Source organism: Arthrobacter sp. C2 (genome assembly GCA_024207135.1).
GTDB lineage: Bacteria > Actinomycetota > Actinomycetes > Actinomycetales > Micrococcaceae > Paeniglutamicibacter.
Map to the genome: position 1 here is coordinate 2,631,713 of CP042428.1, position 13,431 is coordinate 2,645,143.

The following is a 13,431-nucleotide window of genomic DNA, read 5'->3' on the forward strand; positions in this document are numbered from 1 at the left end:
GATCGTTTCTGGGCAATTCTGCACCAGGGCATCGTGGGGCGGTCGTCACTGGCGGGTCAGCAAGTGCGTCCCACCCGACGAACACTGGAACAATCACACTCCGAGCGGGTCGAAGGCAATAAGTGCCCAACAGCCGCGGGAGGCATCCCCGAGGCGTCACGCCCAGAGTCGTGGCCTTGGGACTCTTGCCCGAGGCTCGTCGGCGGGATGACGTGACATCTTTGCATTGCACTGTGATGCGCCTTACACTCAATACGAAACGGATCGGTTCTTATTGGGAGGCATCGTGTCTGCATTTTTTGCCCCGGAGGTCGTGGAAGCAAAAAACCCAGCGAAGGCACTCGCGGTGGGCTCGGTTAGCGCCCACCGTTCCTTGCTTCGCGCGCACCTGCCGGCCCCGCGGAACTCCCACCGAGCCTGCTTCGAGTTGGACCAATGACTTCCGTGCTCGACACCCGGACGGTTCCCGCTGCCGACCGCCGGGACTACTGGTCCGCAGGGATCGCCGAACGCTTCTTTCCGATGGAGGTCGAATCGGTCGGGGCCTCTTCCTTCGAGGCCCGCCTGGCCGGGGGCCAGATGGGACAGGTCGGGGTCCAGTCCATCCAAGGACTTGCACACCGGGTGGCGCGGACGCAACGGATGATCGCCACCGCCGATCCCGAGTGCATCCTGCTTTATTTAATGGCCAAGGGCGAGATCCAGATCGAGCAGGACGAGCGCAGCTGTGCCCTTCGCCCTGGCGACATTGCTTGCCAGGATACGTCGCGGCCTTCCACTTTTGAGGGGCGGGAGGGCTTCGAGGTGCTCGTCTTCAGCATTCCCAAAATGTTCATCGGGGCGCCGGCCGAGGGCATTGCCCGGCGTTCGGCGACTCGGGTGGAAACAGGTCGCGGACGGCTCACCGGTCCGGCAATTCCATTCCTCGCGCAGCTCGCCCGGACCACCACAATCGGCGGCGGGTTCTCGGGTCCTGACGGCGAAGCCGCGGCGGACATGATGTTGCCCCTGCTGCGGAGCATGTATGCCACACAAGAGACTGCCGATCCGCGCTCCCGCCCTGCGGCACTGCTCGCTCGCATGCAGCGGTACGCGATGGAGAACCTGCACGACCCGGAACTCGGACCCGAGTCAATCGCACAGGCCCACTATGTCTCAACGCGCTATGTGCACAAGATCTTTGCATCCTCCGGCACCGCGGTGTCATCCTGGATCCGCGAACGCCGATTTGAAGGTGCCGTGAACGAGTTGCGCCGATCCCCGGAAACGACGATCGCGACCGTCGCGACGAGGTGGGGATACCGACATCCGGCGAGCTTCAGCCGGGCGTTCCGCGAGGTCCACGGTTGCGCTCCGCGCGATGCACGGTAGCTGCCACTATCGGCATAAAGCTCCCCGCCCAGTTGAAGGGGCGGGGAGCCTTCTAGCCTGACGCGATCACACCTGCTGCGGGAAGCCGGCCTCGCGCAGCCGGGTACCCCAGATCCCCGACTTGCCCGGGGCAATGATCCCGTTCGGGTCAAGGGTGTCCTTGATCTGCTCATTGAAGCGGCGCAGCGCGTGGTCGTTGAAGCCGAACTGCTCGGCCGCCAGGTCCATGAAGGACAGGTGCGCCCGGTACTCGCCGTAGCCGCGCTTGCCGGCCTCGGCCACCATGCGCTTGGCCAGGGCGTACGCATTGGCGACCTGTTCGGGGTTCTTCGTGTCGAAGGCGATTACGTTGATGAACGTGGTGGACCGCGCATTGATCGGAAGCATGCCTCCGAGGAAATCGAGGCCCGCCTCGGCGCACATTTCCCTCATCATCTTCTGGGCGGCGATCGCGTTCTTGCCGGTGAGCGGGATGACCGGCGAGAAGTCGACGTGGCCGCCTTCCTCGCCGCCGGACCAGCCCGCCATCTTGTACAGGTCCTGGCTCGGCACCCCGATCTGCACCCGCTCGTGCGGGTTGGGCAGCGTCTCCCACGCCTCTTTCCCGTGCTTCTGGCCCACCAGGTCCACGGAAGGGATCTGCAGGAAGCGCGCCTCAAGCTTGGCGAAGTTGTGGTCGACCACTGCTTCGTCGCCGTAGAGCGCGAAGCGCATCATCCAGCGGCCAAGGCCCATCTCCTTGGCGATCTTGTCGATGACCTCCTCCGGCATCGGGCCCTCGCCGGTGTACCACTCGGCGCGCGTGGTGAGCATCGAGGCCATGCACAGCGTGTTGGACAGCTGCGGGCGCATGTCGATGGTGCCGTCGAGCATGAGCTCGCGCAGCGCATCGACCACCGCAGGCATCTGCTCCTCGTCCCAGACGCGCAGCCACAGCGGCATGTACGTCTCGGGCTTTGGCATGAGCCAGTAGCCCATCTTGGTGACGATGCCGTAGTTGGACTGCATGAACATCTCGGTGGAGGTCGGGCCCAGGCCCCGCTTGTACAGCGGCCAGGTCGGGTTGTTGTCCATGGCGCCGGAGCCGGTGCGCATCAGGTCCCCGTTCGGCAGCACCACCTCGAACCCGCAGTGCGAGGCCTGATCGATCGAGTACGGCATGTAGGTCAGGCCGTGTTCCAGGGTGTTGGAGACGACGCCTCCCCATCCGATGTCCACGATGGAGGCCACCAGGTTGTGCCCGCCGGCCTCGATCGCATCATGCAGGTCGTACCAGCTCACCCCCGGCTCCACGATCGCGTAGCCGAGTTCCTCGTTGATCTCCAGGACCTTGTTCATCTCGCGGAAGGAAAGCATCACCGATCCGCGGACCTGCGGCGCCGCCCCGCCGTAGCCATTGTTCTTGCCGCGGCCGATGGGCCAGAGCGGAACGCGGTACTGGTTGGCGATCCGCACGATCGCTTGGACGTCCTCGGTGCTGCGGGGGCTGACGACACCGGAGGGAACATTCGTGGCGGTTCCCGGAACCTGGAAGGGGTCCTGGAAGTCTTCAAGGGATGCGGCATCGGTGGCCACATTCTCGGCGCCGATGGCCTCGGCGAACGCGGCGAAGGCCGCCTCGAGGTCGTCCTCGGTGACGCCGGGAGGGAGCGGGCGGGTCGAGGTCGCGGATGTGTTGCTCATCTTGTCTTATCTCCTACGTGCTGCGGTGTGGGTGTGGTGCGTGTCACCCATCGTGCGCGACTTTGTCTCCGCATTCGATAGCCACGGGGCGATGGTGCAGTTCGTGCACAGAAGTGTGCGCGAACTGCACCGTCGCCCGGCCGAGGTCTCCTCCCCACTGCCTGGTGTGGTTGCATGGGGCCACTGGGATAAGACGAAATTGAATGGAGAAGGAACCATGGCTGGTGGCCGCCTTGAAGGAAAAGTTGTCCTGTTGACTGGCATTGGAGGCGGCATGGGCCGGGAGACCGCCCGCTTGTTCGCGTCCCAGGGAGCAACGCTCGTCGGCTGCGATCTCGACGCCGCCGGGGCCGCGGAAACAGTGAGGCTCATCGAGGCCGAGGGTGGATCGATCGATTCAAGTGCGCCGGTGGACCTGGGCAATCGGGAGGAGATCGACGCCTGGGTTGAGCGCGCGGTGGAACGCCACGGTCGCATCGACGTGCTCTACAACAACGCCAGCAAGCCCAAATTCGCACCGTTCGCACAGATGAGCGGGGCGGATTACCGCTTCACCATCCAGAACGAGTTGGACCTGGTCTGGCACGCCTGCCAGGCGGCCTGGCCGCACCTGGCCAAGGTTGGCGGGGCCATCGTGAACATCGGCTCCGTCGCCGGGGTCCAGGGCGCCCGGGCACTGCCGCAGGCAGCCCACGCTGCGGCCAAGGGGGCGGTCATCGCCCTGACCCGGCAACTCGCCGCAGAAGGCGTGGCCGCCGGGGTCCGGGTCAACTGCGTGAGCCCCGGGGTCATGGCAACCCCGCCGGTGCTGGCCATGTTTGAGGAGTTCGGCGAGAACGCACCCGTCGCACCGATCCTCGAGCGCACGATCGACGGAAAGCCCGGGGATCCGCTGGCCGTTGCCTACGCAGGTCTTTACCTCGCCTCCGACGAGGCCAAATGGGTTACCGGATCCCACCTCGTCGTGGACGGCGGGGCGCACGCGGTGATGTAGCTGCTCTCGGCTGCCAATGTGCCGTATCCGCACACCTGGGCAGAATGAAGACCAACTCCCTGCGTGCGCAAATTCTTCACCCGGCAGCTGCCGAGCCCTGCACCGCGTCCGACTTCTCGTCCATTGGAAGAATCTATGGCAGTCGCCAGGAGCCGGAGACCGCGCATGCGGTGTCCGGCACCTGGCGATTACCTGCCGATGTCGATGACGTCCAAGTCGCGCCCGACGACCATTCGCCCCTTGAATCCCTCGGCACAGGCGGCCCACACCGACTCGGGCTGGATCACCGGGACCAGGTGGGAAAGCACCAGGGTGTCCACGTTGGCCTGGGCCGCAATCGATCCGACCTCCGTCTTCAGCGTATGCGCCTGCACGAGGTGCTGGTAGAGGCCTTCCTCCGCCTCGCTTCGCGGGACGGGGAACAGCTTCGCGGCCCAGTCCTCGTCGATCACCTCGTGCACCAGCACGTCCGCATTCCTGGCCAGGCGCACCAGGTTCGGGCACTTGGCCGTGTCGCCGGAGAACACCACGGATCCGTCGTCGGTGTCGAAGCGGTAGGCCAGCGCGGGGAACACGGGAGCGTGGTTCACCAGCGTCGCGGAGACCTTCACCCGCTCGTCCTCATAGAAGGTGAACGGTTTCATGGCCGGCGCCGGAGTGCCGTTGGGATCGCCCAGGTACCGCTCCGGGACCGGGACATCCTTGGCCTCCCACAGCTGGGTCGGCACCGGCTTCCGGTTGTCGAAGATCCTGTCGTTGAGGTCCGTGGCAAACAGCTGCATCATCAGCTCGCCCATTTCCCGGGTGCCGGGTGTCGGGTTCCCGGGGCTGACCGGGGATGGTAAGGGGCCCGTGCCGAACAGCGGGGGAAGAGCCCCGCGGTTGCCCGGTCCCCAGACGGGGATCTTCTTCACGCTCTGCAGACCGTTGTAGAGCCCGTTGACCAACACGTTGTTCAGATCCACCACATGGTCCGAATGCAGGTGGGTCAGAAAAATCCCCGCCAGGGCGTCGAGCGGCCCGTCCAGTGCCGTATTGCTTTCGGGTCCCAGGTTGGCCTTATGCAGTTGGCTGAGGACCCCGTGACCGGCGTCAATCAGGTAGTACCTGTCCCCGACGACCAAGGCGGACGCAATTCCCGCTGTCTCATTGCCGGGAAAGATTGCAGGCCCGCCGGCGGTCCCCAGCAACACCAGCCTGGTCCTGGAGCCACGGGACTTCGGGGGTCCGAACTTGCGGCGGGCTTTGCCCGCGCCACTGGCTTCGGCCGGGGCAGCGGCACCCAGCGCAAGGCCGGCCGCACCAAGCCCCAGGCCAGCCATCAGGCGGCGGCGGCCGATCCCGGAGCGCATTTCGGTGGGCAGGTCAACACACATGGGCATTCCTTTGATTGGAGGATTGAGTCGCAAGGGCGTCGTTGGTATGACATTCAGCGAGAACTGGTGGATTGACCGCACGATGCGGAAGGATGCCGTGGCCGGCGCGTTGCAATGCTGGTTTGCCGGGTTCGCCGTTACATCGGTGGCTTGAGTTGACCCTGTCCCTGAGGAGAACTCGGCCGTCCGAAGAAAATGCTTGCAGCAAGGAATCAAGGCCTGGATCCGCAGCAAGCGGGGCGGCGAAGGTAGCCGATTCGCCCCCGTCTCCAACCACGGCAGAAATAGTTCTTGCTCCCCGGCCGAGAATCCCGGTCACGTCTTGTCCAGTCCCAGCACCCGCACCGCGTTGTCCTTGAGGATCAGCGGGCGGACCTCGTCCTTCAGCGGCAGCTGCGCGAAGGCGCGAAGCCACTTCTCCGGGGTGATCAGCGGGTAGTCGGTCCCGAAGAGCACCTTGGTGGAGAGCACGTTGTTGCTCATCTTCACCAGCGACTCCGGGAAGTACTTCGGGCTCCAGCCCGAGAGGTCGATGAAAACGTTGGCCTTGTGCGTGGCGATCGAGTTGGCCTCGTCCTGCCAGGGCACCGAGGGGTGCGCCATGATGATCGTCAGGTTCGGGAAGTCCGCGGCCACATCGTCAAGCAGCAGCGGGTTGGAATAGCGCAGCTTGATGCCGCGCCCGCCGGGAAGCCCGGCGCCCATCCCGTTCTGCCCGGTGTGGAAGATGCACGGCAGGCCGATCTCCTCAAGGGCCGCCCACAGCGGGTGGAACTCCTGGCTTGAGGGGTCAAAGCCCTGCAGCGAGGGGTGGAACTTGAAGCCGCGCACCCCGAGCTGCTCCGCCTGGCGGCGCGCCTCGGTGATCGCGCCCGGGCCGGTGCGCGGGTCCACCGAGCCGAAGGGGATCAGCACGTCGTTGTGCCGCGCGGCCCCGGCGACCAAGTCGTCGATGGAGTTCGGCGCGTGGCCCAGCGCGGTGCGCGCGTCCACGGTGAACAGCACCGCGGCCATCTTCGCCTCGCGGTAGACCTGCGCAATGCGGTCCACCGAGGGGGTGCGCTCCGCGGACTTGAAGTACGCGGCGGAGGCCTCGAAGAGGTCCTCGGGCATGGCCTTGTGCCCGTGCCCGTCGACCTCGAGGTGCACGTGCATGTCGATTGCGGTGACCGCGTCGAGATCGATCCTGGACTCGTAGCGAACACTCATATTTGCCGTGTCACTTTCTCCGTGATTGTTGGGCATCATCTTGCCACGCCGTCAGCCAGCGATCTTGCGGTGGATCGACTTAAAGCTGAGGTACGCGCCAAGTCCCTCGATGCCGTATTCCACGCCCAAGCCGGAATCGTGCCGGCCACCGAACGGCGCGGCATGGTTGGACCCGAAGAAATTGATTCCCACCGATCCGGAGTCCACCCGCTTCGCGACCTCCAACGCGTGGGTCTCGTCGGCCCCGAAGACCAGGCCGCCGAGTCCGAACTCGGTGTTGTTGGCCAGGGCCACCGCCTCGTCGGCGGAACCGCCCGAATCGTCGTACTTCAGGATCGAGATGACGGGACCGAAGATTTCCTCTTTGGAAATCCGCATGTCCCTGGTGACATCGGCGAAGACCGTCGGTCGGATGAACGCTCCGTTCTCGAGCCCGGGCCCCAATGAACCTCCGTCGACTGCTGCACCGCCCGCCACGGCCCGGGCACCCTCTGCGTGGGCCGATTCGATGTACTCCATCACCGTGTCGTATTGGGCCCGGTGCGCCACCGGGCCGAAGACCGTCGACTCGTCCAGCGGGTCTCCCTGCCTGCCGGCGGAGATCGTTTCGCCGACCATCCGAACCACTTCCTCGTACCTGGAGGCCGGGGCGATGATGCGGGTGGAGATGTAGCAGGTCTGGCCGGTGTTGCGCATGCAGGAGCGCACCAGCACCGAGGCCATGGCCTCCAGGTCGGCATCCGGCAGCACGATCGCCGAGGACTTGCCGCCCAGCTCCAGGGTCACCGGGCGCAGCAGCTCGCCGCAGGCCGCGGCGATCTTCCGGCCAACCGGCGTCGAACCGGTGAACGCGATCTTGTCGATCCCGGGATGGCGCACCAGCGCATCGCCCAGGCGGCCAGGGCCGGTCAGCAGGTTCACCACGCCGGCCGGGACGCCTGCCGCGTGCACCGCATCAATGATGAAGCGCAAGGACAGCGGGGTGGGCGAGGCAGGCTTGATGACCACCGTGCAGCCGGCGAGCAGGGCCGGGGCCAGCTTGATGACCACGAGGTTGATGGGGAAGTTCCAGGGCGCAATCAGCCCGCACACGCCGACGGGGTCCCGCTGAACCACGGACTCGGCGCCGCCGGCCGGGAAGGCGCGGATGTCGTCCGAATCCAGCCAACCCGCCAGCGAGGCGAAATAGCGGAAAATGCCCGCCGCATTGGCTGCGGCCCCGCGCGTCTCGGTGATGGGAGAGCCGTTCTCCCGCGTATTGGTCAGCGCCAGGACTTCGGCCCTGACCTCGATTTCCTCCGCAATCCGCAGCAGGTACGCGGCGCGTTCGGCTGCAGAGAGACCACCCCAGCCGGCCAACGCCTGCCGGGCGGAGGCAACGGCATCATCCAACTCCCCGGCGGTGGCAGCCGGGACAGAGCCCCATTGCTCGCCGGTGGCCGGGTCGGTGACCGGGTTCCGGGTGGCGTCGGCGGCCACGTGCCAGGACCCGTCGACGTAGAAGTCATCCACATGTGCGTACGGAAGATCGAGCGCCGCTCGACGGGTGCGCGCATCCTGGCTCGCCTCGGTACCAGCAGCAGCGGGGCTCACCGGATCACCTCGGTGCGCAGCAGGGCATTGTTCCGCTCGATATCGGCCCGGGCCATGGCGACACCTGCCGCGCTGATAAGTTCGGGAACGATCTCTGCATCGAGCCTGGCCATGTAGCTGGACGCGTCGGTGCCGAACCATTCCATCGACATGGCGATCCCGGCCTGGTCGAAGCGCCAGAGCCTGTCGGAGTCCCGGACCAGGGCATCCTCGAGGCTGAAGGCAGCCTTCCGGGTGTCGTGGCCGTCGATGATCTCGCAGACCCGTTCAACGAAGGACTCGTCATAGCCGAGACCCGGCAGCACCCGGCGGGCCACCTTCATGCCCTCCACCTCGTGCTCGAACCGGATAACGGCCTGGCGCCAGTCGCCGCTTCCGCGAAATCCTTCCGAGACGATGCGTGACTGATCCACGTGCGCCCACCCGGTGTCGTGCAGGATTGTCGCAACCATGACCAGTTCGCGGTCCGCCTCCGGATGGGCGTCGCACAGGCGCGCGGCGAAGGCAGCCACGATCGGCAGGTGCAGGTCATTGGCACGCGAGCGAGTCTCAGGGATGATTGCCCTCCACAACTCGTCGTGGCCGGTGGAGGGGGTGGTGGCGATCGGGTCGGTGTTCACCTTCCCCTGTGCGGGGATGGGCCGTGTCGGGTAGGCATCGGCGAAGGCGAGCGCGCGCGGATCGCGGGCGTGCGTTTCCTGCTCGACGGACATGCGGGAGGTGATTTCCTCGGGCAGGTCCCTGGGCAAAGTCTCGGTGTTGCTCATGCTGTGACCTCCAGGTCCACGGTGATTGATTTCAGCGAAACCGACACATCGGCCGCCAGGTCCGCGGGGATGTTCTGGTTCTTTCCCAGGGCGGTCCGCACGGCCATGAAGTCCAGGGGCGTATTGACGCAGTCGGCGGCAATGATCTGTTCGCCGCGGTAGTAGAGCACCGAGAATTTTCCCTTCTCCGTATCATGGCGGACCACGGTGGAGTCGTAGCCAAGAGTGAGTCCGGCGATCTGCAGCTTCAGGTCGGCCTGGTTGGACCAGAACCACGGAATGCCTGCATATTCCTCTTGGCGCCCGGTCAGCGAATAGGCGGCGATCTTGGCATGCTCGATCGCGTTGTTCACGCTTTCGAGGCGGATGCGTTCGCCTTCGGGTGCGCCCGGCAACGGGTTGGGCATGTTCGCCACATCCCCGACGACGATGGTGGTCCCGTCGGAGGCGAGGGCGTGCTTGTCCACCACCACTCCGTTGTCGATCTCCAGTCCCATCTGCTCGGCGAGTTCCGTATTCGGGACGACCCCGATGCCGATGAGGACCAATTGGGCCTTGACCACGGAACCGTCCTCCAGCTGGACGCCGGCGACCTTTCCGTTTCCGTTGTCCACGAAGCCGGTCATGCGGGAGTCTAGCTGGATGTCGATGCCGCGTTTGCGGTGGGATTGCAGGAAGTATTCGGAGGTCTCTTCCCCGACGGCGCGGCCTACCAGACGCGGCCCGTATTCAAGCACCGTGACGTTCTTGCCCAGCCCGTGCAGGGAGCAGGCGGCCTCCAGGCCGATGAATCCCCCACCAATGACCACCGCATCCTGGAAGTCGCCCAGTCGCGCCTTGAGTGCAAGGGCATCGTCGGCGCTGCGGAGGTAGACCACCCCGTCAAGGTCGGCGCCCGGGATTTCGATTTTCCGGGCGCGCGCCCCCACGGCCAGGGCCACCCGGCGGAACGGGTATTCGGTGCCGTCCGAGGCGACGGCGACGCCGGAGCCGTCTTGACGGTTCTCGCCGTCGGTGCCCTTGCGGACCTCTTGGATCCGGGCACCCTTGACAAGCTCGATGTTGTGTTCGTCCCAGTACTCCTGGGACCGGAAGATGAGGTTTTCCTTGTCCACCTTGTCCTGGAGGAACTCCTTGGACAGGGCCGGACGCTGGTAGGGGCGGTGGTTTTCCTCGCCCAGCAGGGTGATGTGTTCGCCGAAGCCGGTGCCGCGCAGCGAGATGGCCAATTGCACGCCGGCCTGGCTCGCGCCGATGATCAACAGTCCCGTTTCGCTCCGGGTTCTCGGGGTACTCATGTCTCGCTCCTGGATCGGGTCGGCCGGTCGGCCGGGGCTGGTGTTGGTGGCGGGCCGCGGCCAGGCGACGCCTGGCTGCGGTCCGGGTGCGTTAGGTCTGCGTCTCGGGGGTGGTGACGTACAGGTCCATGTCCTCGGTCACCTTGATCTGGCAAGAGAGCCGTGAGTTCTCCTCGCGGTCCACGGACGTTCCGTAGAGCATCTCGTCTTCCATCTCTTCCATCTCCGGCAGCTCGCCCAGCTGGTCCTCGCGGACGAAGACGTGGCAGGTGGCGCAGGAGAGGGAGCCGCCGCATTCGGCGACGATCCCGTCCACGCCGTTTCGCACGGCGGTCTCCATGACGGAGTCCCCGGTCTTGGCGTTGATGTCGACGGTCTTTCCGTCGTGGTCCGTGTAGTGAATGACCGGCATGTGGTCCTCCTCGAAGTTGTGGCTGGCTGGCGCTGTTAAGGTGCCGGGACTAGATGAACTGGCGTCCGCCGTCCACCACGAGCGTTTGGCCCGTGATGTAGCCGGCGCCGCGGGACGCCAGGAACAGTGCCGCCCCGACCATGTCCTCGGGCTGGCTGGCCCGCTTGATTGACCCGCGGTCCACGCCGTAGGTCTCGGCGTTGTCCATGTGGCCGTAGCTGGCCTCGGTCAGGGTGAAGCCGGGAGCCAACGCATTGACGGTGATGTTCCGGGCGCCGAGTTCCTTGGCAAGCACGCGGGAGAGCGCCACCACCCCGCCCTTGGACGCCACGTAGTGGGCCCATTCGGCGGAGCCGGAGAAGATCGTCGCGCTTGCAAGGTTCACCACGCGCCCACCGTCGGGCAGATACGGGCTGGCGGCCCGCGTCACCAGCCAGGGCCCCTTGAGGTTGACGCCCATGACCAGGTCCCACTCGTCCGGGTCGATCTGCTCGAAGGGGGAACGCTTGATGGTCGCGTAGATGGCGGCGTTGTTGACCACCACATCGATGCTTCCGTTCCCGAACTCCGCGACTCCGGCCGCAAGTTCGGTGACGGAGGCCAGGTCCGTGACATCGACCTTGAAGGCGCGGGCGTCGGCCCCGGTTCCGCGGATGGCCTCGGCCGTGGCCTGGGCCCCGTCGAAGTTGATGTCGGCGATGGCCACCCGGTCCCCCGCTGCGGCAAAGCCTTCGGCAATGGCCCTGCCCAGGCCACCTGCGGCACCGGTGACCAGGACGGTGCGCGGGGGCTGGGGCATAGTCGACTCAGGCATGGGTCGGGCTCTCCTCGGGGGTTGCATGCTCGTGGTGGCTGTGGGCGCCGGGGCCCTGAACCAGGACCGCGGCGTTCTCGCCGTCAAGGATCAACACGGTGCCCTTGTTGCCGTCCACGCGCAAGCGCTGCCCGGTCTTGATGGTGGTGGAGGCACTTCCGGTGCCGGTGACGGCCGGCAGCCCGTACTCGCGGCAGACGATGGCCGCGTGGCTCATCATCCCGCCGATGTCCGTGACGGTGGCCTTGATCTTGCCGAAGATCGGGCCCCAGGACGGGGCGGTGACCGGGGCGACGAGAATCTCGTCCTGCCGGATCTCGGCCAGGTCGTCGGCGTCCATGATGACACGGGCCACACCCTCGACGATGCCCGGGGAAGCGGCCATGCCCTTGAGCACGCCCTCGGAACCGTCCTCGCCCACACCCAACCAGGACTCCACCTGTTCGGTGGTGATGCCCCAAAGCATCCGGGTGAACGGTTCGGTGATCGCCTGCGGCGGGGTGTTCAGCGCCGGGGCCGGGCGGGCGGATTTCAGCGCGTCCACCAAAGCGGTGCGTTCGGCGATGATTTCCGGCCAGATGTGCGTACCCGTGGGACCTTCCGGGTTGCCGACGCCCCAGGAGGATACGAGGTCGAAGAGCACGTCGCGAACCTCGTTGCGGCCCAGGTACAGCAGGTCGTCCTCGTTTTCCCAGAAGCCGTAGCCGTGCAGCATGCGGGAAAGCTGGCGGATCTTGCGCCAGAAGACGCCCATGGTCCAGTGTTCGATGTAGAAATTGTGGTTTTCCACGTACGGGTAGGCAGTTGCGGCCAGCCCTAGCTTGGCATTGAAGGTTGCAAGTGTTTCGCCCTCCAGCAATTCGCGGTATTCCTCGACAATCCGATCCTTCTCGGCGATCAGTTCCGCCTTGGGACGCATGATCGTCTGTCCCTGCTCGATCCGGCCGATGTAGTCGGCGATGTACCCCAGCGGGATGTTGAGGTATTCGTTCCAGTACTTGTCATGCCCGTAGAAGCCGTTGCCCACGGTGAAGTTGAACCACGGGTCCTGGGCCTCGGCCCAGCGGCCCATCCAGCGCTGCCCGCCATGGGCGGCAGCGATCGCGGCCAGGGTGCCCTCGACGTCGTCGGTGTTGCCGAAGTGGGATTGAAGGCCCAATTCAACTGCCAGCGTGGCGAGGTCCTTGAGTTCGTCATCCGGGCGGAACAGTTCCATGTCCACGCCCTGGACCATCATGGCGATCGACTGGTCGGGGATGTCCGGGAAAATTTCCTTGCAGTAGTTGAAGAAGTCCAGGTAGGCGATGTAGCCCAGATTCAGGAACTCGAAGTGGTACTGCCAGTTCTGGTAGCAGAGCTGGATCAGCCGGTCGTAGTTTTCCAGCAGCACCTCGGAGCCGTCCTTCCCCTTGCCGGAGAGGATGTCTTCCATGGGGACCATGTCCGGCAGCGGGTTGAACTGAAGGGATTCCATTTCATCGATGGTGCCCAGGACCTTGGTCTTCCACTGGGTCAGCAGGGAGTCCCAGTTCTGGAAGTAGTGCCCGACGCGGGCCTGGAACTCGGGCACGCGGGCGGCGATCTGGTCCTCGGGGACCGGAAGCGGGGAAAAGTACAGGTAGCCCAGGTGGATGCGGAAGTCGATCCCGTTGGCCGTGGGGATCATCAGGTGCCGGGCGTTGTACTGCCCCAGGCACTTCGAGGCGAACTCGGTGCCGACGGTCTCGAACGGCTTGAAAACGGTGGGCCAGTGCTGCGAATCGCAGAACCAGAACTTCTCGTCCTCCACGGCCTTGAGCTTGTCCTGGAAGACGAGGTAATAGGGATAGAGCTTTTCCCAGCCTTCGGCTCCGGCGGGAACCGGCAGCTCGGAGGGCTTCGGGAAGGACTTCTTGATCATGGTTGCTCCAACTG

12 protein-coding genes are annotated in these 13,431 nt (G+C 65.5%); 3 read left to right on the forward strand and 9 right to left on the reverse strand.

Annotated elements, in window-relative coordinates:
• The first annotated feature begins 444 nt into the window (after positions 1-444).
• Complete coding sequence (locus tag FPY90_RS12285) at positions 445-1,371, forward strand: helix-turn-helix domain-containing protein (RefSeq protein ID WP_498681271.1); 927 nt, start codon at positions 445-447, stop codon at positions 1,369-1,371.
• Between the two features lie 66 nt (positions 1,372-1,437).
• Here FPY90_RS12285 and FPY90_RS12290 read toward each other — a convergent pair whose 3' ends face one another.
• The gene (locus FPY90_RS12290) at positions 1,438-3,054 is read right to left on the reverse strand and encodes an FAD-binding oxidoreductase (RefSeq protein ID WP_498681273.1); all 1,617 of its coding nucleotides are present in this window, start codon (positions 3,052-3,054) and stop codon (positions 1,438-1,440) included.
• A 253-nt stretch (positions 3,055-3,307) separates the two neighbouring features.
• Here FPY90_RS12290 and FPY90_RS12295 point away from each other — a divergent pair, with 253 nt between their 5' ends.
• The gene (locus FPY90_RS12295; protein WP_498681275.1) at positions 3,308-4,048 is read left to right on the forward strand and encodes an SDR family NAD(P)-dependent oxidoreductase; all 741 of its coding nucleotides are present in this window, start codon (positions 3,308-3,310) and stop codon (positions 4,046-4,048) included.
• 188 nt (positions 4,049-4,236) lie between these two features.
• Here FPY90_RS12295 and FPY90_RS12300 read toward each other — a convergent pair whose 3' ends face one another.
• Complete coding sequence (locus FPY90_RS12300) at positions 4,237-5,424, reverse strand: MBL fold metallo-hydrolase (protein ID WP_498681278.1); 1,188 nt, start codon at positions 5,422-5,424, stop codon at positions 4,237-4,239.
• Here FPY90_RS12300 and FPY90_RS12305 point away from each other — a divergent pair.
• Complete coding sequence (locus tag FPY90_RS12305; RefSeq protein WP_498681280.1) at positions 5,423-5,578, forward strand: hypothetical protein; 156 nt, start codon at positions 5,423-5,425, stop codon at positions 5,576-5,578. The two genes, FPY90_RS12300 and FPY90_RS12305, sit on opposite strands and share 2 nt — an antisense overlap.
• 161 nt (positions 5,579-5,739) lie before the next feature.
• Here FPY90_RS12305 and FPY90_RS12310 read toward each other — a convergent pair whose 3' ends face one another.
• From FPY90_RS12310 to FPY90_RS12340, 7 genes are all read right to left on the reverse strand, one after another.
• Positions 5,740-6,633: an amidohydrolase family protein gene (locus tag FPY90_RS12310; protein WP_498681282.1), complete on the reverse strand. Its 894-nt coding sequence runs from the start codon at positions 6,631-6,633 to the stop codon at positions 5,740-5,742.
• A 51-nt stretch (positions 6,634-6,684) separates the two neighbouring features.
• Positions 6,685-8,226, reverse strand: a complete 1,542-nt coding sequence (locus FPY90_RS12315) for an aldehyde dehydrogenase family protein (RefSeq protein ID WP_498681283.1) — start codon at positions 8,224-8,226, stop codon at positions 6,685-6,687.
• Complete coding sequence (locus FPY90_RS12320) at positions 8,223-8,993, reverse strand: HD domain-containing protein (RefSeq protein WP_498681286.1); 771 nt, start codon at positions 8,991-8,993, stop codon at positions 8,223-8,225. Before FPY90_RS12320 ends, FPY90_RS12315 begins: the two co-directional genes overlap by 4 nt.
• Positions 8,990-10,291 carry an NAD(P)/FAD-dependent oxidoreductase gene (locus FPY90_RS12325; RefSeq protein ID WP_498681287.1) on the reverse strand — a complete coding sequence of 434 codons (1,302 nt, stop codon included), beginning with the start codon at positions 10,289-10,291 and terminating at the stop codon, positions 8,990-8,992. Before FPY90_RS12325 ends, FPY90_RS12320 begins: the two co-directional genes overlap by 4 nt.
• 91 nt (positions 10,292-10,382) lie before the next feature.
• Complete coding sequence (locus FPY90_RS12330) at positions 10,383-10,703, reverse strand: 2Fe-2S iron-sulfur cluster-binding protein (RefSeq protein ID WP_498681289.1); 321 nt, start codon at positions 10,701-10,703, stop codon at positions 10,383-10,385.
• Between the two features lie 49 nt (positions 10,704-10,752).
• Positions 10,753-11,517 (reverse strand): SDR family NAD(P)-dependent oxidoreductase, encoded by a 765-nt coding sequence (locus tag FPY90_RS12335; protein WP_498681291.1) that lies wholly within the window; start codon positions 11,515-11,517, stop codon positions 10,753-10,755.
• Positions 11,510-13,417 (reverse strand): PEP-utilizing enzyme, encoded by a 1,908-nt coding sequence (locus FPY90_RS12340; RefSeq protein WP_498681292.1) that lies wholly within the window; start codon positions 13,415-13,417, stop codon positions 11,510-11,512. The genes FPY90_RS12335 and FPY90_RS12340 overlap by 8 nt, the downstream gene beginning before the upstream one ends.
• Positions 13,418-13,431: the final 14 nt, after the last annotated feature.

Excerpts from the sequence above, each read along its gene's own strand:
- FPY90_RS12290 (WP_498681273.1), bottom strand. The coding sequence starts at position 3,054 with ATGAGCAACACATCCGCGACCTCGACCCGCCCGCTCCCTCCCGGCGTC.
- FPY90_RS12305 (WP_498681280.1), top strand. The coding sequence starts at position 5,423 with ATGGGCATTCCTTTGATTGGAGGATTGAGTCGCAAGGGCGTCGTTGGT.
- FPY90_RS12300 (WP_498681278.1), bottom strand. The coding sequence starts at position 5,424 with ATGTGTGTTGACCTGCCCACCGAAATGCGCTCCGGGATCGGCCGCCGC.
- FPY90_RS12310 (WP_498681282.1), bottom strand. The coding sequence starts at position 6,633 with ATGAGTGTTCGCTACGAGTCCAGGATCGATCTCGACGCGGTCACCGCA.
- FPY90_RS12320 (WP_498681286.1), bottom strand. The coding sequence starts at position 8,993 with ATGAGCAACACCGAGACTTTGCCCAGGGACCTGCCCGAGGAAATCACC.
- FPY90_RS12325 (WP_498681287.1), bottom strand. The coding sequence starts at position 10,291 with ATGAGTACCCCGAGAACCCGGAGCGAAACGGGACTGTTGATCATCGGC.
- FPY90_RS12330 (WP_498681289.1), bottom strand. The coding sequence starts at position 10,703 with ATGCCGGTCATTCACTACACGGACCACGACGGAAAGACCGTCGACATC.
- FPY90_RS12335 (WP_498681291.1), bottom strand. The coding sequence starts at position 11,517 with ATGCCTGAGTCGACTATGCCCCAGCCCCCGCGCACCGTCCTGGTCACC.
- FPY90_RS12340 (WP_498681292.1), bottom strand. The coding sequence starts at position 13,417 with ATGATCAAGAAGTCCTTCCCGAAGCCCTCCGAGCTGCCGGTTCCCGCC.